Here is an 18,373-nt window from a genome sequence, read left to right on the forward strand (position 1 = left end):
ATTAAAACCGTTGCTATACAATGCTTTCTAAAAGAGTAGTCTTAGTTTGGAACTCGGTGTCTGATACGTTTTGGTCGTGAAAACACAAAGTTAGGTTACTAATTCGTTACCGATTGATAAAGGTAACTATAGAGTTTAACTAATTATATTTCAGTGTTTTGCACTCTTTTTCATATTCCCTTGTAACTCAAAGTAATTTAATTTTAAACATTAAACATTTGAGTTATGGAACAGACGAAAAAATCTACGTTCAAACTGCTTTTCTATCTGAAAAAGAATGAACCGAAAAAGAACGGTAACGCTCCCATTATGGCACGCATTACCATTGATGGAGCAGCTAAGACTTTGGGAACAAAGTTAGAAATTAACTCCAATAATTGGGATTTAAAGTATGGAAGAGTTGAGGGCAAAAGTGTCAAAGCATTGAGCATTAACCAAAAATTGGATAACATACGGGGACGTATCGACACTATTTATGAAGATATGCTGAAACAGGAGGGTTTTGTCACGGCAGAAAAGCTAAAACTCGCATTTCTCGGTGTTGGTGTTATGGACGATTCCTTACTGAAAGTATTTAAAAAGAACAATGAGGATTTTGGAAAAATGGTGGATAAAGGAGAACGCTCCAAAAGCACCTACTACAAATACAAAATTGTGTATAACCACGTCGCAGAATTTATAAAAAGCAGGTATCATCGTGATGATATGGCGTTTCGGGAATTGACCTGTGATTTTATTAGGGAATTTGATTTCTTCCTTAGAATAGACAAAGAATGCAAACATAATACTGTTTGGGTATATACGATGCCACTCTATCGTGTTGCAGAAATAGCTGTCAAGAATAGTCTTATCAGGATAAATCCTTTTGAAGATTATGAAATCTCTATGAAAGAAAATGACCGTAGTTATCTACTTAAAGAACACGTAGAATCCCTTTTATTACACAATCCTTCAAAACAACAGTATGAACTTGTAAAGGATCTTTTTGTATTCAGCTGTTTCACAGGGTTATCTTATATCGATATTAAACAACTTAAAAGGACTAATATACAATCCTTTTTTGATGGTCACGATTGGATTATAAGCCGAAGACAAAAATCTGATGTTGCTTCTAATGTAAGACTTATGGAAATACCCAAACGAATTATTGAAAAATATAAAGGTACTACCAGAAATGATTCTATTTTCCCCGTTCCTACAAACAAAATTTGTAACAGTCATATAGACAAGCTTATTCAGGAATTAAAGATTGTTACAGAACAAAAAGTGACCTTTCACACAGCAAGGCATACATTTGGAACGATGTTTTTAACAGAGGGTGTCCCATTGGAAAGCCTCAGTAAAATGATGGGGCACAAAAATATTTCTACGACACAGATTTATGCTAAGATTACCAGCCAAAAGATAAGTAAGGATATGGATCTGGTATCTCATAAATTCTCTGGTATGGAAGCAGCATTTATTGAAATGGAAAACGAAATTATTGTTTGAAATTTATTCTTTACATACAGATTGAAGCAGGATTTAACCATCCTGCTTTTTTTATGCCCATACTTAATCCTCAAAGCACATTTATTTTCCCAACGCAAATCCCGCTGCTCATAAAAGAGCTTTGATTGGATACTTGATAAAGCATATTGAAAAAATATCCCGCCACTATTGCTTGATGATATTTTTTAAATACCCTTTCAGTGGCTTCCCTAGCCACCACCAAAAACAATAGTTGTTTAGAAATTCTCCTGAAAGGATGCAGGTTTTGTAACCACATAGACCATTCCCTAAATGCCTTTTCCATTGGCTTCCACATAAGTTTTATTCAAGAAGCCGGTATGCTGTTTTGTCCCATTTCAAGAGCAAAGGTATTTCCGTGTTCTTAACGCAGAAACAAGGTCTTGCCCTCCGGGTTTGCAAAATAATCTCCACCCATTCGGGTCGTATTTTTTTGACAAAACCTTGTTTCTGCTAAACACGAACCTTTTATGCTCGTGAAACGAAACAAAGCATACTCCGGCTCTTTAGACGAATAAAAAAAATGTCAGAAATGAAAAAATACAGCATTGAAAATGGCAAAAAAAGTGAAACGAAACTTCAGCACCTCCTCTCATTGCCGAATAAATTAAGGCAAAAAAAATCAAGGCAAAAAAAATCAAACAGAAATTCAATAACGTAAAAATCGAAAATCATGAACATCACAGGAAGATTGACAAGGGATGCGGAAGTACGCACAACCTCACAGGACAAACAAGTAGTAAATTTTTCAGTAGCCATCAATGACAGCTACAAAAACAAATCGGGCGAACGCATAGAACAAACAACCTATTTCGACTGCTCCTATTGGATAACCTCGAAAGTAGCCAAGCTACTCACAAAAGGCACATTGGTAGAATTATCGGGAAGAATAAGCACGAGAGCGTGGACAGGTAATGACGGAGAGCCAAGAGCAGGACTGAATTTCCATACCTCACAAATCAAACTGCACGGAGGTAGCAGGAAAGCCGAAACCGTACAGGCTTCTGCACAAACCAAAAACAACAAGGTTACAGCACAGGAAACAGCGGACGACCTCCCATTCTAACAACTAGTATTCAATCATTTTTTAACATCAAAATTTTAAGCATTATGGCACATAATATCAATTTCAACGAGAGAACAGGACATTATTCATTCTTTAGCGTACAGCAAAAAGCGTGGCACGGTTTGGGGCAAATCGTGGAGCAATACCCAACAAGCGAGGAAGCTATCAAATATGCAGGGTTAGATTACGAAGTCGTAAAATCCCCATTATTTACCAAAGGTTCGGGCATTATCGAAACGGCTAACGGCATAGAAATAGGCAGTAACGAATTGGAAGTACCTAACTATTTCGCCAACATCCGTACCGATAACAATGCAGTATTGGGCGTAGTGGGTAGAGATTACCACATTGTACAAAATCGTGAAGCCTTTAATTTCTTCGATGCTATTGTAGGTGGTGGCGAGGGTATTCTCTATGAAACCGCAGGAGCATTGGGCAACGGAGAACGCATATTTATCACTGCGAAATTGCCCGACTATATTCGTGTAGGCAATGGCGATGATGTAACGGAAAAGTACATTTTCCTGACTACTTCGCACGATGGTAGCGGAAGTATCACAGCCGCATTTACGCCTATTCGTATCGTTTGTCAAAACACCCTTAACGCTTCGTTACGCAGTATGACAAATGTAGTCCGTATCAAACACACTTCGGGTGCAAAACAGCGTATCGAGAACGCTCACAAGATTATGGGACTTGCCGATACATTGAGCAATCAATTAGAGGGAATTTTCAATGAGTGGGCAAAGGTAAAAGTAACAGACAGAGAAGTAAAAAAACTCATCCAATTGGCACTTTGCCCGAATAAAGAAACTTTGGATTTAATCAAAAAAGGTGCGGAAGATGAAATTTCAACCGTGTTCAAAAATACCGTTGAGGACGCATTTGCTTATGCAATGATAAGCGACACGCAACAAATGGACACGACAAAAGGCACATTGTTCGGAGCGTACAACGCTGTTACAGGCTACTATCAGAACGTAAGAAATTACAAAAATGACGAAGCCAAATTGCAAAGCATCGTATTGGGTGGTACTGCCCAACTCAAATCACAAAAAGCATTTGACCTATGTACGGTATTTGCTTTGGACGGAGCAGAAATTCTAAATCTTAATTAAAGAACTCACAGGCTACCGCCTTAAATGGTGGTAGCTTAATATAAACAAGGGATATGAAAGTAAACGATTTAAACGGTTGTCCAATAGAGATAACAGATTTAAAAGAAGCAATAAAAATAGCAAGGAGGTACAAGGAATACCGCCACGAAGACAAGAATTTTTCGGAGTTCGACAAAAGACAAAATGCCTATTGGTCGGATATGTACGAGAAACTGACAGCAATTAAAGAACAATTATCAAACACATTAAAATTATAGAACAATGAACACAAATTTTTTCAATCAGATACAGCAGTTGGACTTTACAGGAGTATTGCAACTGAACATTTCAAAAGGAATAGAAAGCAACCTAATAGTAACGGTAATGCTCAACAACGAACAATGCGGAGATAATGCCAAAAACGGTATTCCTCCATTGACATTCAACGCCACACCGCAGGAGTTTGACGAGGGATTTTTTGAGCAGATAACCGCACCTATTCAAAAGGTATCGGGCTTAATGGTCGATATGGAAAAATACCTAAAACAATTGGAAGAAGTCAAACGTCAATCGGCTATGGAAAAAGAAAAAGCCGACAAGCAAAAGAAAGAACAGGAAGCCAAAGACAAGAAGTTTAAAGACGGAATGGCAAAGGCTGACGAACTCGAAAAAGAGAGTAAGTTCCGTGAAGCGTGGATAAAAGTTCCCGATATGACGGAGTTCCCTGAAAAAGCGGACGAGATACGCAAACGCAAAACATCATTATCTGACAAGTTTGGAACGCCAAGCCTTTTTGGAGCAATGGAAGAAGCAACACCCGAACTGCCACAAGCGGAAGAAGTTACTACCGATTACCCCATTGATGAAACGGACGAAAAAGAACAGTATTAACACTTAAAAACGAGAACTATGTTATTAGCAACGCAATTAGAACGAGTTTTTATACTCAAAGATAAAGGACAGGACATCAGATTGACCGACCCCGAACCACGTTGGAGCGTGGAGGCAGTAATGAATTTTTACGCCAATTTGTACCCTATTTTGACTACTGCAAAAGTATCTGCACCGCAAATCAAAGATGATGCAGTAGAGTACAAATTTGAGAGCGTAATGGGTACGAAAGGTTAAACCAAAATAGTAAAACGATGAATTATGCAACGCAACATTATATCGGGAGTTATCAGCATACCCGAACAGAAACGACAACGGCAGTTACACCGACAGTTGGGCGAGTTCGCAAATTGGCTACAAAGACCAAAGGACGCAAACCAAGTGCAGAAAGACAAGCAGAAATCCGTACCAATAGCAATGCTACCAATGGTATTCTAAAGTGTACGTTTCTGCCTAAACTGAAAACGGCACAATCCGTACAGGCTTGTCAGAAAACGGAGAGGGATTTTTACAAGTCCCTTTCCAAACTTGCCGAGCATTACAGCATTGAACCAATGCAAACCAAAGATTTTGGTTTTCCATACAATGTAGTATTGTCTATGTGGGATATGGAAACCAAAGTAAAACGCACCCATATTAATTGGGATAGTTTCAAATTGGTACAGGATAGTAAGAAAACATTTTTTGTAAGCGAGGAAAGGTACAATGTGGGTACAACCTTGTATTATATTCCCATTATGCCATTGTTTCAAATGCTCAAAGACTCAAAGCGTAAAAAGACCGCACAGCTACTTATATCGGTATGCAGTTATTTGTACCATATTGCCGATGTACCCTATTACAGACAGGAAGACAGCTATTTGTATTGGCTATATGAAATGCAAAAAGACTGGATAGAACAGGACGATGAAACGGATGAATCCGAAACATACAAAAGGGAGTTAAGAAATGCAGAATATATTGGCGATAAGATAGAACAGAAACTATTTAACCGTATCAATCTAAAGGTATTTGAACAGCGTTTGAACCGATTTAAAAGCCGTGATACTTTCGACAGGGAGTGTTGGCAGGTGGCTTGCAATGCGTTTGCCCTTTATACAGAATATCCGAACGCAACTATTTTCAGAAATGCACCAAGACCCGAACAAGACCCTTATAATGATGATGATGATGATGATGATGATGATGATGATGATGAAAACGAAACTATCGGAATGGAAAAGTATATATCTTTTATTGCCGATACCAAAGGTTGGCTGTATGAAAGCCTTTCGGATAACATCAACAACGAGTTTAACGAGTATGGGGCAATGGAAGAACCAACCATTAGCAAACAATTTGACGGAAGCGAAATAACAGCAACCAATCTTGATTTTGAGAACCGTTTGTTTGCTTTATTGAAGGATTTATGTGGGTTGCTATATGACTATAAAACAACAGAAAAATGAACAACGTAAATAACATAGCCGAGAATTTCGGAACATTGTACCATCCAAAATCCGCTTTGGTTTTCTATGAAACCGCAGGAACAGAAACCGATATGTATGTGGAGCATTTTGATATGGATAGCAACGGAACGCCTATAAATGCCCACCCATTGACAGTAAAAGAAGCCAACATATTGGCAAAGGCTTTACAGACCGATGAAGAAAAAAGCACAGCCTTTTTAAAGCCAAAGGGAATTTTACCGACTAACATTCTGCATATCAATCCAAGCGAAAAGGGTACGGTACTCTGGTACACCAAAGCACAGCAAAGGAAACTATATTTTGTAAACGGTTTGGGCATACCTAACGGAAAAGCACAAGTACCACCAATGCTTTGGTTTGCCAACAAAAACAGCCTTTCAGTATTTGCTTTGGCAAACGACAGAAGACCAACCGAGAAAACGCTATTGCATTACGCACCTTTCTTCAATATTTACGAAAAGGGCAATGTATGTATGGGTACTGTTAGTATTGATATTAAAAATTCGGCTTCGGTTGAAGAATTTATACAGGCGTGGAAACATTATTTTTTCAATTCCTATTTCAGCCATTCATTATGCGAAAACGTGACAAGAAAAAATATTGTAACCCTTTGGAAAGACCTAATCAATACAGATAAACCCTTTCCTAAAGAGGTATTGAAAAAGAATAATAAAACCCTTAAAAATCTATTGTGATGAATACTACAAAAACAGCAGTCCATTTTACGGACAATTATTTACTCAATCCTACCAACCCGATTTCGGTAAACCTTATCGGAGCAGGTGGTACAGGCTCAAAGGTATTGACCGCTTTAATGGAAATAAACGAGAGCTTAATAGCGTTAGGACACTCAGGGTTGCAAGTTCGCCTTTGGGACGATGACAGTATTACCACCGCCAATTTAGGCAGACAGCGTTTTGCAGAAAGTGAAACAGGATTATACAAATCCGTTGCTTTAATCAATCGTTGCAACCGTTGGGCAGGTACAAATTGGAAAGCCGAAACGGTAAAATTTGAAAAGGACAACTTTGGCAGACTACCCGAAAAAGCAAGGGCTACTATTACCATTACTTGTGTGGACAATGTACAGGCGAGGTTCGGCGTTGCTGAAATTCTTAAAGAAATAAGCTACCGCAGACACTACCAAGACGAACCAAAATATTGGTTAGACTTTGGAAACAGTCAAGATACGGGGCAAGTAATACTATCTACTATTGGAGCCATAAAGCAACCTCATTCAGAGAAATACGAAACGGTGGCAAGTCTGCCATTTGTTACCGATGAATTTGGCGAATTGCTGAAGCAATCCGAACAAGAGGACAACACGCCAAGTTGCTCACTTGCCGAAGCATTGGAACACCAAGATTTGTTTATCAATTCATCATTGGCACAAATGGGTTGTTCCTTATTGTGGAATTTATTCCGCAGAGGAATGACCGAATACAAAGGATTTTTTCACAATCTGAAAGATTTTCGCACCCACCCGATAAAAGTCGCCTGACCTGACCCCGATTACTCTATCAGGACGGGCGGCAAAAATGCAATTCCTAACTACGGTCGGAAACGCATTTTTGCATTTAAAAAGGTGCAACCACTTTGTTAAAAATCTTTCATTTCATTCTTTCATTTCCCTATTTTTCCAAACAGGTTGCGAGATATTTTCGTGGGATATTCAGTATCCCTTTTTTAGTTTTGAATTGACATCTTTTCTTTCCAAACTGCGACCAAAGAAAAGAAGCAAAAGAACGTCGCTCTATTGATGTTGAATTTTGATTTAATACACGTTAAATCATCATTTTAATTTAGTTAAATTTGTTCTCCAATATAAGACAAATGGGAGGAGTTAAACAAAGATGGCTAGAATTAGAAAGTAGAAATTTAAGCAACATTCCAGATAAACATATTTGTATCAAGCATTTTGATGACAAAAGCATTAATCGCTTCATTAGACAAAATTATGAAGATGGTTATTGTGATTATTGTGGGAAGGAATTAAAAGTTGTAGAGTTTGAAGGTTTAATGGAATTTATTATGGATGGCATTTCAAACTTCTACGAAGATGCTGCCAATTTTATGAGTTACAATTCAAGAGAAGGAGGTTATCTTGGAGAAATCTATAATCCTGACGAACTCATCCAAGAACATATAGAGTTAAATGCTGAACCATTTGAAGTTATAGAAGACATTGTTAACTCAATTGAAGATATTGCTTGGGCTCAACCAGACTTGTATTACGACAATATTAAAGATGACTTAGAATTTCAATGGAAATACTTCAAAGAAATCATTAAACATACGTCTCGTTATCTTTTTTCATCTGGAGATAGTGACCAATCTAAGGCTTTTCATATATTACAAGAGGTTGGCAAACTGATATCGAAACTAAACATACTAAAGGTAATCCCTGCAGGAACAAAACTTTATCGTTGTCGACAACACGACTTCAAAACAAAAATTACTGATTTTGAGGAAATTTCTGCTCCCCCTAATAAAAGAGCAATCTATCCAAATAGGTTTAGCCCTTCAGGAATATCTATGTTTTATTCTGCTTTTGATATTGATACAGCAATTTTAGAAACAATAAGTAGAGAGGATAAGTACAAAAAATATATTACCATTGCAGAATTTGAAACTTTAGAAAATCAGTTCGTTGTTGATTTTAATAAGCTTCCAAAAATCCCTAGTATTTTTGAAATTAAGGATAAGAAAAAATATTACTTAGTTTTATTTCTTTATTCATTTGTAAGGGATATAACTCAACAAATTACTAAGGATGGAAAAGAGCATACCGAATACGTTCCAACACAAGTTGTAACAGAATTTCTAAGGTATCCATTTAATAAAAACAGAAAGAATAAAATATCGGGAGTTATTTATCCCTCTTCGCAAAATAGAAATCATAAGTCGGCAGTTTTTTTCTGGGATGACGAATTAAGTAAAGAAAAAGTGAAATTGAACACTTTAAAACGAAAGAAAATAAATTAAATGAAAATTGACACAAAAGACATTGTAAAGCAATCAGAGAAGTTTGCGTTGAATACAGCTGACCAAATCTCAAGAATTACGGTTAAACCATTCTGCGAAATCTCTTTTCATTCCTCAGAATTTAGAGATAGAGCAACCATAAAAAAACACTTATATAAAGTTCCGAAAAGCAATAATCCGCTTATTTATATATTTCAAGTTCAGTCCACAAAAACTATAAGCACATTGATTGAATATTTTGAAGATTACCATTCATCAAATAAGCTAAAAATAAAAAATAAAGACCGTGTTAATCTATCCAGATACAATAAAACATCATCAGATATATTATATGTTGGAAGCTCAACGACAGATTTCAAAACAAGAATTAAAAACCATCTTGGCACAGAGGGAACTCGGGTTTATAGTTTGCATTTATGCAAGTGGGACAATTGTTTGGAATACGATTTGAAAATTTCAGCATACGAAGTCATTTCAGAAAGTGAAGAAATGGTAGAGCGTTTCATTGTCGAAATTCTTGAACAGCAATTTTGGGACAAACTAAGTCCAATATTTGGAAAACGTAGTGGTTTGTAACCTTATAAAATAGATTAAACAACTGAATTAATGAAAATATTATACATTATCGGTAATGGATTTGACATCCATCATAAATTAGACACAAGATATCAAAGTTTTGCGAACTACTTGGCTGAAAATAACAGTGAGGTTTATGACCTTTTATTAAATTATTATGGACTTCCTGATATTACAAATCCCGAATTGACAGATGAAGAATATGCTTTATGGTCAAGATTTGAGCAAGCATTAGCTGATTTAGATTACTTAACAGTATTGGACGATAATTCTGATTTAATTGCTCGCCCTGGAGCTGAAGATTTTCGAGATAGAGATTGGCATAGTTATCAGATAGAGATGGAACTAATCATCAAAGATTTAACCACCAATCTAATTAGCGATTTTAATAGGTTCATCCTCGAAGTCGAATACGAAAACATTCCTGATGATACGCTAATTGAATTGGAAGACGATAGCCATTTTTTAAATTTCAATTATACTGAAACATTACAGGAAAGCTACGGTGTTCCCGAGGAACGAATAACTTATATTCATAACAGAGCCGATGCAGACAATTGTATGCTAATTTTAGGACACGGAACCGACCCGTCAAATTTTATTGAGAAAGAAGAAGAACCGCCACAAGGTTTAAGCGAAGAAGAATTTTACGAATGGCGAGAACAAAAAGCTGATGAATATGATTACTCTTATGAAAGCGCCAAGCAAGAAATACTATCTTATTACACAACGGCATTTAAAAATACAGCCTCAATTATAGAAAACAATATTGACTTTTTTACAAGTATTACGGAAGTCGAAAAAGTTATTGTTTTGGGACATTCTATATCAGAAGTTGATTTAAAATATTTTGAAATATTGAAAGCAAAACTAAACGAAAATGTAATTTGGAGTGTTTCATATTACAGTGAGCTTGAAAAGCAAATACACAAAGAAACATTGCTACAACTCGGAATAAATGACACTAATATTATTCAAATAAAAATTACAGATTTAAAAAGGCAACCTTAGTTGTTGTGAAAATATTCTTTAGCAATTTCCGCTACTCCCATACTAAAATATCGTCTGCCATTGATAACAATTTCAATGGCTTTTTTAAAATCATCTGCATCGCTACCAATGAGCAGATAACTTGCAAAACCAATTTCCAAAAGAGGGTTTACAACTTTTTCGGTATCAATATCACTATGGGCAATCAGTTTTATTGTTGGGTATTGTGTCCTCAATTCTTGAAGCTGTGCCAATATATTCTTATCATAAAAATCGAGATCAATAACACACACTTGGGGAAGTGTCTTTAAAGTGGATAATTGAGATAGTCCGTCTTTAATGTTTTCTGAACGAAACAATACTTCAATTCCTGAAGCAACGAGGTTGTTGCAAGTCAAATCCAAAATCGGGCTTTTATCATTGATAAAGGCTAGGTTTTTTTTTTGTTGTGCTGTACCAGTTTTCATATCATACCTTTTTTGAGTTGATTTAGCCCTGCACAAAAAAGAAGACGCAGGCAACTACACTTACCGAACATTGAGGCACTGGTACGCCCGACAACGAATAAGTGAGCGCCCACGCCAATGGCATGAGCGTTCCTCCTTATTTGTCCCGTTGTCTTAAAAATTACCAGTTTTCAATGTGGGACTTAAAGTAAAAACACTTTAAGATTTTTCTATATATTGCTACAAAGATACTAAACTCTCTAATGATACACAATCAGACTTCAACGATTGAATAAAGAACTTTTATAAGCATTTAGCTTTGTTTATGTAATTTTGCTCAAGTACTAAGAGTATATCTGATTGCTTGAAAATAATCTTACCGCCTATCTGGATATAAGGAAGTATTTTATCATCCCTGTATTGTTGTAAAGTACGCTTACTAATGTGTAGCAACTCACATACCTCCTGACCAGAGAAGTATATTTCTCCATTCATTACAGGACGGTAATTCTTTAATATTTCTTCGATACGGCTTCTCAACTGCATTATCATCTGCTGTTGTTCAATGATTTCTTCGGCTTCATTCGTCAGTAAATCCATTGTCATTGGTGTTGTATGGTTGTCCAGCTTCGAGCAAAGCCTGTACGTCCGAGAGTTTATAATAATTCTTGCGGTTCAGTTTGGAATAAGGCAATAAACCTTTGTCTTTATAGGTCTGTAAAGTACGTTTGGTAATATTCATCATCAGACACACTTCCTGGTTATCCAGCCATTTCTCTTCTTTGAAAATCGAGGTATATTTCCGAGTGGCATTTTCGGTCAGTTCCAAAAGTTCCTTCAACTCATTTTTCATTCCGTCCAATACGGATTTTTGTATTGCGATAACTTCCATAGCTTGCTCCATTTTTCTGTGGAAGTCGAATTTATAAAGGCTTATTACAAGGTTCGAAAATGTTGTACCCGTTGGCTTTGAAAGGCAGTATTTGGCAGTTTACTTTTGTCACAAATAAAAAATCGGATAACCTTTTGGGCTATCCGATTTTGTTTTAAATTATCAGAAGAATATGTGTCAGCGTGGGACAGGTTGTTCTGTTTTTATTTCCTGTTGTTCTTTCTCCTTGTCTTTTTTCATTTGTGTATATGACCAAATAAAAAGAATACCGATGATAATCAAAGCGTAAGCAACCCATTTACCGATACGTTCTATAAAACGGGTAAATACAGATGCTTCAAAGCTCGAAAACCCCTCTGCACCAACCGCATTACGCCTGTAAAATTTTCTACGGCTTATCCAATAGACAAGCCCTATCCCTGTAACAAGAGGAATAATACCCAACACTAATTGAGAAGTAACCGCATCCATACTTATTGAGATTATAAATCAAGTAAATTTAAACAAAAACATCTATATCGAAAGCCGAAAAGCAAAAAACCAACCTAATGTAGTCGGTTTTGTTTTTTTACAATTGCTTTTAATCACTACTATTGAACTTAAAGCTCAATTGTTTCTCGTTCCCGAAGCTGTCCGAAATCCAAACCTCAAAGGATTGTGATACGGAAGAAGCCGAAGTATAATATAACCGGAACTGCTCCACAGGCAACGGGTATAAATCATTCGGCAGGTACGGCGGTTCGTCATAATACCGCAATGTACCTTGTCCGTCAAATTGGAAGTAACGGAGAAAATATTGCGTGTTGCTGTAATTCCCTGTTCGTTGTATAGTAATGCGTATTTCTACCGTCTGCCCATTGGCAATAGCTGTAGGTACAGGCATTATGTTTACCTCGAAAGGAAAATCGTTTTGTATTTCGAGTTCATCATCTTTGGTACAAGATACCAATGTAACCGAAGCTGTGAGGATTGTCAAGAATACATATATCGGCAGTAATCCTATTCTGAATTTATTGAATATTGCTATCATTGTTTCTATTTTTAAAAATTAAACCTTAATCCAACACCTGCTGACGGTCGGAATTGTTCCAAATCCGTACCCCATAAGACCTTTGTACGTCCTTGCAGGACTAACACAAATCGGTCGGACAGGTACGTTTCAAAAGTGAACCGTCCGCCAGCTCCGTAGATGAAGTTATCCTCGCTCAATATTTTTGCCCCGTCATACAACATTGTTTCGCCCTGGTTGATACTTTCGTAACCTAATACGCCTGTTATTCCAAAGTTTAACGTGATGTTCTTACGGGCATCACCCAACAGAAAGAAACTGTAACCGCCCTCGGCAGTATAGGTTTCCTGTGGTATGCGGAGGTCTTTATAATTTTGGTATTGGTGCGTGTATTCCAACGCCCAAAGTTGGTAATTGCCATTTTTACCGTTTACGGTCATCGCAACACTGATGTAATAATCGTTTCCGATTTTATCATCGGACAACACACCTGTACTTACTTCCAATCCTTTCTGTTTGGGTAACATTCGTTGTGCCTGTGCAATCGTGATGGACAAAAAGAGGAACATCACGGTATAGATATACTTTTTCATATAATTACTTTAAAGGGTTATTAAAATTTCAGGTGCATATCGTCAATCAAACGAGCTTTGATTAAATCTGAATTTTCTATCTGGAGCGTTTGATGTCTGCCACCGTTTTTCTCGAAAATCTCAACCAACAATACCTTGTCATCGGCAATGGTAAATTGGTCTAACAGGAACACGTTTTGTTCGGTCGTTTTTCCACCAATCTCGTCCAATGGTTTATAAGTCCTAAGCGGTATCATCGGGTGTTCCTGTACTACGGTGCGTTTTGCGACTTTCTTATCTACTACCTTAAAATTGATAAAATCAATCCCAAAAGGCACATTGGTAAGGTTTTTCAATTCTGTATGGAAATAGTATTTTCCGTTGTGGATGTAGATGCCTTTGAGGGTAAACTGAATGCCGAAACTTTTGGCCCCAATATGCTTTACAATACGTTTGTCATTTTTGTAAATGGTTTCTAAAAGCAAGCCTGCCAATGACGGCGAATTATTCCCCAATTCTTCAAAAAGGACGTCGTTTCCGTTTTCTTTGTCCACTGCCTTTTGCATTGTCAGCAGGTCATAGCTCAACGCTTCGGGACAGGAACTGTAATGCACATTGAAGCTGTAAAAACGTCCATCATTCGTGATAACAGAAAAATTAGTTTCCGCTTCAAAATCCCTTACCGATGCTTTTACACGCAATACATTTTCAGCATCTTCCGCTTTTCCAGCAATTAGGAACTCACTTCCCAAATCCACGTATCGTATGGCAGTCGGAAAAATCAGGTGTGAAGTTTTATCGTAGGTAACTTCCATACGGTACGGTTCTATCTTACCCAAAGCAAGCGGAGTTTTTGCATTTGCACTGTCCTGTGCGAAAGAGGTTACGGCATAGCCGATGGTCAGGGCAGATGCCCAGAATGTTCTAAAAAGATTTTTCATTGTTTTATTTATTGAGTTCAACATTATTGTTTGGATACAAGGAAAACCTGATACCCTGCCTTTAGGGTAACTTTTGGTGTTCGTACTTTTTTGGCGAAATAGCCCGAAATACCCTGTACAACACCACGGCTCAAATCAGCCGCAACCTGTTGTCCTGCTGATTGGGTAAGCATCAGGCTCGTCCCGGATTGCTGGCTCATATTGCCCGCCATTTTGGTAAGGGCATTCATTTCCGGCGAATACGGAACGTACAAGCCCTGCTGTCCGTCCAAATCGTAAATCGTAATCTCCACCGGGATGATGTTTCCGTCCAGTTCTATGGAAGTAACCTTTAACTGTAATCGTCCTCCCTGAATTTTGGCATTAGCCGTTACAATCGTTCCTTTCGGAATGGTACGTCCAGACGTTTGGGCAGGTTCTAACAATCGTAATCTTACTCCCGTTTCGCCAATAACTGTTTGTGCATCGTGTACACAGGCTTTGATACTATTTTTCGGTTGTACCGCTTGCTCAATAGAACCAGCAGTGTAAAATCCTCGGTTTCTTGTTTCGCTCCAATCGGCTAAAAAAGTACTGTCGGTAGGCTCACGGTACAATGCTGATATTGTGTTTTTCCTTGCAGGCGTAAATGCTACAAAATTTTCTTTTTGAGTTGAACCTGTCGTAGCTGTACCTGCACTTTTAGTAGGTGGAGTTGCTGTCGAATTTGTACTCGTTGGAAGATACTTTGCCGCCATCTGATAGGATTTCTCCATTAGGGCAAGTTGGTCATCAACGGTTACAGATTTAGGCACCTCTTTTTCAGCCAGCTTTTCTTTCAGCTCGTCCAGTTGCCTACGGAGTTCTGTTGTTTCCGAATTGTTATCCTGATAAAATGAACCTAATGTACTTTGTGCATTGCGGTAACTGCTTAATACAGGATTGCCGTTTCTTCCCGAACTTCTGCCACCTCCATTGCTGTTGCTTTCTTCTTCTTCAGGAAGTTGTTCATTTATCGGTTCTTCTTTGTCTTCGGTATTCCAATAGTCAGAAAGTGTAGTTAAAGCATTACGCTTTTCCTGCTCTTTATGTTCTAGCATTTCCTGCTCATACGCCTTGCCTTTGTTGGCAGGCATTCCTGCTCCGGTAGCCTCTGGTACTTCATCGTTCAATCCGATATTTTCAATTTCCTTTTTATCGGAAGACGGTTTAAATATCAGGTACATACAGCCGAGAAACACGACACCCATCAAAACAAATAGGAGTGGCTTTTTGAGTTTTTCGACTTTGTTCTGTGTACCGTCTTGCAGTACATCAGCAGTTGCTGACGGGTTCCCCTCTGTTACCCGAACAACCGACTTTTTGTTCTCATTCTCTTTCATAAATCTTATTTTTTAGAATTGTTGATACTGTGTCCTGCAATCTTGCAGGACTTTCACTTTTTTTGAGGACAGGGTTTTCGATATGCTTAATGACCATATCGTTACCAGACTTTAAGGTATCGTACCCTACTTTGCAAATGACACCTGCGGTAAGCAGCAGATACCCCACAAAAAAATAAAGCGTGTATTGGTGCTGTTTTCGCAAGGGCAATGCCCGCCAACGTTCGTCCAGCTTGTCAAAGTGCCTGTCCATATTTTCCCTGATTTTTTTCATATCGTTAGCTTTTAACGTTCAATTACTTCTATATCCTTGTTTTCAATCACCTCAAATTTTTCAATATTGAAGCCCTGCGGGTTGTTGTCCGAACGGACAGAGTTTACGAGATAGCAGGAAGTAATCAGGTTACGTCTGGTTACGTTACTCGAACGGATAATGAACTGTTTGGCGTAGGTATGCACCGCATAAGGATAGGTGTCGAAATTGCATACGACACTATCGACCTCGATGCGTTGCTGAACATTACCAGAAATAATTCTGTTGTAATAGCCCTTTTCCGACAAGTCCTTGTAATAGTCAAAAGCACTTTTGTCGGCAAGGTTGAATGCCCTGCTCATATTACTTTCGATAGCATTCTTGTCGGGAGCAAGCGTAAAGAAAAGCTCGTGAAAACGCCTAACGTGTTCCCTTGCTTCCACGGGTCGGTTGATGCTTGCATCTTGCGATAAGGCAAGCATCAACGATTTTCCATTATCCAGCACATAGATTTTTTGGCGTTGTTCGTCTGCAAAGCTGTACGATTTCCATATTGAAAATCCTACCACGCTTAGACAGAGTGTGGCAAATAAAATGGCATATAGCCGTATCTGCCTAAAACTGTTTTCGATATTTCTGAGTGTTTTAAATTCCATTTTTAAATGATCTGATTGTTTTTTATTTTCCCATTAACTTGCCACCGATATTTCCAACTGTTGAACCTGCTCCAGCTCCAGCTATATTGCCTGATTTCATTGCCGTTTGGTTTACGTTACGGGTAAAGTTTCCTGCACCGCCTGCCTGAATAATCCAGCCTGTTACCGTAGGGATAGTGAAGTAACCCACGATACCGATTATCATAAAAATGATGTACACAGTATTGGATGTATCGGGGATATAGTTCGGGTCGGCAAGCATTTCTATATCCTTTTCGATAATGAGGGATTGTATTTTGGCAAGCATACAACTGAACAAGTCTGCCACGGGCAACCACAGGTAAACACTGATGTATCGTGTCAGCCATTGTGTGAGTGTAGCCTGAAAACCATCCCACACGCTTATCGCAAAAGCTATCGGCCCTAGTATGGACAGGACGATTAGAAAGAACGTCCGTATGGTATCAATAACCAAAGCTGCTGCCTGAAATAGTACCTCTAATAGATTGCGAAACCAATTCTTTACAGTCTGTTCCATACTGTACATACCACGTTCCATATACATTCCCGACATTGTTACCAAATCAGAGGGCGACCAGCCCAATTCTTCGAGCTTCTTGTCAAATTCTTCGTCAGAAGCGAGATAAGCCGTCTCGGGATTTCGCAACATCGCTTCCCTTTCCAACAGGTCTTTTTTAGCCTGTAAATCGTTGAGGTCAAGCACCTGATTTTCGAGGATTGTGTGTGTGCCTTGTACTACTGGACTTAACATGGCATTGATTGTTCCCAATACCATAGTTGGAAAAAACATAATGCAAATCCCCAAAGCAAACGGACGGAGCAAAGGATACACATCAATGGGTTCAGCTCTGCTTAAAGCCTGCCATACTTTTATGGCGACATAGAACAAAGCTCCCAAACCTGCTACTCCTTTAGCCACTGCCGCCATATCGGCGGACAGTGGAAGCATCTCATCATATAATGAGCGTAGGACTTCGTGAAGATTTTGAAATTCCATATCTACCAGTATTTTTGGTTAGGAGTTCCGTAGAGGTCAAGCACTCTTTTGGTATTGTTCTGTTTTTTTGCTCTCAAAAAGCTCACAGAGATATTCTTATTGGTGTAGTAGCGTACCAAACTGTGGTATTCTTTTACTTCTTTGTACACTCTATCAATAATATCCATACGCTCTTTGTCGTTCAGCGAAAGGCTTGATGAGCTTACAATCTGTTTGAGTTCTTTCAGCAGTTCGGTACTTTCATTCAATAGTGCCGAATAACCGTTGGCGATAGCGGCCAATTCTTGTGCAGAAAAATTTGGGTCGTTCATCATCTTACCGAAATTTTGTACATACATTTCGGATACGTCACCAACAAGCAGTACGGTCTGCTGTACCTTACGGGCATCTTTTACGAGATTATTTACAGCTTGTAGCTTGTCGTAATACTCCTTGCCTTGTTTATACACCTTTTCCACTTCCTTGAAATTTTTAATTACATTCGATACCGTGGAGGAAGTCTGTATAATTTCATTCGCACTGTTAAGAATACCCGAAGCCAAATTTGTAGGGTCGGTTACTACCCATTGTGCTTTCGCTGACGGTACTACGGCGAGCATTAGTGCCGTACACACCAGATACATTACTTTTTTCATTGTTCTT

24 protein-coding genes are annotated in these 18,373 nt (G+C 38.2%); 12 read left to right on the top strand and 12 right to left on the bottom strand.

The features are described from left to right. Nucleotides 1-225 precede the first annotated feature (225 nt). From E0F76_RS04920 to E0F76_RS04975, 12 genes are all read left to right on the top strand, one after another. Nucleotides 226-1,491: a site-specific integrase gene (locus E0F76_RS04920; protein ID WP_132002193.1), complete on the top strand. Its 1,266-nt coding sequence runs from the start codon at nucleotides 226-228 to the stop codon at nucleotides 1,489-1,491. Between the two features lie 691 nt (nucleotides 1,492-2,182). Continuing rightward, nucleotides 2,183-2,575, top strand: coding sequence for a single-stranded DNA-binding protein (locus E0F76_RS04925; protein WP_132002196.1), 393 nt, complete (start codon nucleotides 2,183-2,185; stop codon nucleotides 2,573-2,575). A gap of 44 nt (nucleotides 2,576-2,619) precedes the next feature. Further along, nucleotides 2,620-3,693 carry a DUF932 domain-containing protein gene (locus E0F76_RS04930; RefSeq protein WP_132002199.1) on the top strand — a complete coding sequence of 358 codons (1,074 nt, stop codon included), beginning with the start codon at nucleotides 2,620-2,622 and terminating at the stop codon, nucleotides 3,691-3,693. A gap of 53 nt (nucleotides 3,694-3,746) precedes the next feature. Beyond that, nucleotides 3,747-3,950, top strand: coding sequence for a hypothetical protein (locus tag E0F76_RS04935; protein ID WP_132002202.1), 204 nt, complete (start codon nucleotides 3,747-3,749; stop codon nucleotides 3,948-3,950). Nucleotides 3,951-3,954: 4 nt separating this feature from the next. Beyond that, nucleotides 3,955-4,563, top strand: a complete 609-nt coding sequence (locus tag E0F76_RS04940; RefSeq protein WP_132002205.1) for a PRTRC system protein E — start codon at nucleotides 3,955-3,957, stop codon at nucleotides 4,561-4,563. A gap of 18 nt (nucleotides 4,564-4,581) precedes the next feature. Further along, nucleotides 4,582-4,800, top strand: a complete 219-nt coding sequence (locus E0F76_RS04945; RefSeq protein ID WP_072362451.1) for a PRTRC system protein C — start codon at nucleotides 4,582-4,584, stop codon at nucleotides 4,798-4,800. A gap of 17 nt (nucleotides 4,801-4,817) precedes the next feature. Continuing rightward, nucleotides 4,818-6,011, top strand: a complete 1,194-nt coding sequence (locus tag E0F76_RS04950) for a hypothetical protein (protein ID WP_132002208.1) — start codon at nucleotides 4,818-4,820, stop codon at nucleotides 6,009-6,011. Further along, a complete protein-coding gene (locus E0F76_RS04955; RefSeq protein WP_132002211.1) occupies nucleotides 6,008-6,727 on the top strand; it encodes a PRTRC system protein B in 720 nt (239 codons plus the stop codon). The genes E0F76_RS04950 and E0F76_RS04955 overlap by 4 nt, the downstream gene beginning before the upstream one ends. After that, nucleotides 6,727-7,533: a PRTRC system ThiF family protein gene (locus E0F76_RS04960; protein WP_072938844.1), complete on the top strand. Its 807-nt coding sequence runs from the start codon at nucleotides 6,727-6,729 to the stop codon at nucleotides 7,531-7,533. The genes E0F76_RS04955 and E0F76_RS04960 overlap by 1 nt, the downstream gene beginning before the upstream one ends. A 332-nt stretch (nucleotides 7,534-7,865) precedes the next feature. Beyond that, nucleotides 7,866-9,017, top strand: a complete 1,152-nt coding sequence (locus tag E0F76_RS04965) for a HEPN-associated N-terminal domain-containing protein (RefSeq protein WP_072938841.1) — start codon at nucleotides 7,866-7,868, stop codon at nucleotides 9,015-9,017. Next, complete coding sequence (locus tag E0F76_RS04970) at nucleotides 9,018-9,593, top strand: hypothetical protein (protein ID WP_072938837.1); 576 nt, start codon at nucleotides 9,018-9,020, stop codon at nucleotides 9,591-9,593. It begins immediately after the preceding gene. A gap of 30 nt (nucleotides 9,594-9,623) precedes the next feature. Continuing rightward, nucleotides 9,624-10,604 carry a bacteriophage abortive infection AbiH family protein gene (locus E0F76_RS04975; RefSeq protein WP_072938834.1) on the top strand — a complete coding sequence of 327 codons (981 nt, stop codon included), beginning with the start codon at nucleotides 9,624-9,626 and terminating at the stop codon, nucleotides 10,602-10,604. On the opposite strand, the gene E0F76_RS04980 is transcribed toward E0F76_RS04975, so the two are convergent. From E0F76_RS04980 to E0F76_RS05035, 12 genes are all read right to left on the bottom strand, one after another. Further along, nucleotides 10,601-11,050 (bottom strand): response regulator, encoded by a 450-nt coding sequence (locus tag E0F76_RS04980; protein ID WP_132002214.1) that lies wholly within the window; start codon nucleotides 11,048-11,050, stop codon nucleotides 10,601-10,603. The two genes, E0F76_RS04975 and E0F76_RS04980, sit on opposite strands and share 4 nt — an antisense overlap. Before the next feature lie 282 nt (nucleotides 11,051-11,332). After that, nucleotides 11,333-11,629 (bottom strand): helix-turn-helix domain-containing protein, encoded by a 297-nt coding sequence (locus E0F76_RS04985; RefSeq protein ID WP_072938828.1) that lies wholly within the window; start codon nucleotides 11,627-11,629, stop codon nucleotides 11,333-11,335. Beyond that, the gene (locus tag E0F76_RS04990; RefSeq protein WP_132002217.1) at nucleotides 11,610-11,921 is read right to left on the bottom strand and encodes a helix-turn-helix domain-containing protein; all 312 of its coding nucleotides are present in this window, start codon (nucleotides 11,919-11,921) and stop codon (nucleotides 11,610-11,612) included. The genes E0F76_RS04985 and E0F76_RS04990 overlap by 20 nt, the downstream gene beginning before the upstream one ends. Before the next feature lie 177 nt (nucleotides 11,922-12,098). Next, nucleotides 12,099-12,392 (bottom strand): molybdenum ABC transporter permease, encoded by a 294-nt coding sequence (locus E0F76_RS04995; RefSeq protein ID WP_132002220.1) that lies wholly within the window; start codon nucleotides 12,390-12,392, stop codon nucleotides 12,099-12,101. A 109-nt stretch (nucleotides 12,393-12,501) separates the two neighbouring features. Beyond that, nucleotides 12,502-12,951 (bottom strand): DUF3872 domain-containing protein, encoded by a 450-nt coding sequence (locus E0F76_RS05000; protein ID WP_132002223.1) that lies wholly within the window; start codon nucleotides 12,949-12,951, stop codon nucleotides 12,502-12,504. An 11-nt stretch (nucleotides 12,952-12,962) separates the two neighbouring features. Beyond that, on the bottom strand, nucleotides 12,963-13,523 hold the full coding sequence (locus E0F76_RS05005) for a conjugal transfer protein TraO (protein WP_132002226.1): 561 nt from the start codon (nucleotides 13,521-13,523) through the stop codon (nucleotides 12,963-12,965). A gap of 20 nt (nucleotides 13,524-13,543) precedes the next feature. Then, nucleotides 13,544-14,443, bottom strand: coding sequence for a conjugative transposon protein TraN (gene traN / locus E0F76_RS05010; RefSeq protein ID WP_132003141.1), 900 nt, complete (start codon nucleotides 14,441-14,443; stop codon nucleotides 13,544-13,546). Nucleotides 14,444-14,466: 23 nt separating this feature from the next. After that, the gene (gene traM, locus E0F76_RS05015; RefSeq protein WP_132002229.1) at nucleotides 14,467-15,804 is read right to left on the bottom strand and encodes a conjugative transposon protein TraM; all 1,338 of its coding nucleotides are present in this window, start codon (nucleotides 15,802-15,804) and stop codon (nucleotides 14,467-14,469) included. Then, nucleotides 15,791-16,078: a nitrogen regulatory IIA protein gene (locus E0F76_RS05020; protein ID WP_132002232.1), complete on the bottom strand. Its 288-nt coding sequence runs from the start codon at nucleotides 16,076-16,078 to the stop codon at nucleotides 15,791-15,793. The genes traM and E0F76_RS05020 overlap by 14 nt, the downstream gene beginning before the upstream one ends. 11 nt (nucleotides 16,079-16,089) lie before the next feature. Beyond that, nucleotides 16,090-16,713, bottom strand: coding sequence for a conjugative transposon protein TraK (gene traK / locus E0F76_RS05025; protein ID WP_132002235.1), 624 nt, complete (start codon nucleotides 16,711-16,713; stop codon nucleotides 16,090-16,092). Nucleotides 16,714-16,735: 22 nt separating this feature from the next. After that, nucleotides 16,736-17,731, bottom strand: a complete 996-nt coding sequence (gene traJ, locus E0F76_RS05030) for a conjugative transposon protein TraJ (RefSeq protein ID WP_132002238.1) — start codon at nucleotides 17,729-17,731, stop codon at nucleotides 16,736-16,738. A 2-nt stretch (nucleotides 17,732-17,733) separates the two neighbouring features. Next, the gene (locus E0F76_RS05035) at nucleotides 17,734-18,366 is read right to left on the bottom strand and encodes a DUF4141 domain-containing protein (protein WP_132002241.1); all 633 of its coding nucleotides are present in this window, start codon (nucleotides 18,364-18,366) and stop codon (nucleotides 17,734-17,736) included. Nucleotides 18,367-18,373 lie beyond the last annotated feature (7 nt).

Origin of the sequence: Flavobacterium cellulosilyticum, from assembly GCF_004349355.1 — a bacterium.
Lineage (GTDB): Bacteria > Bacteroidota > Bacteroidia > Flavobacteriales > Flavobacteriaceae > Flavobacterium > Flavobacterium cellulosilyticum.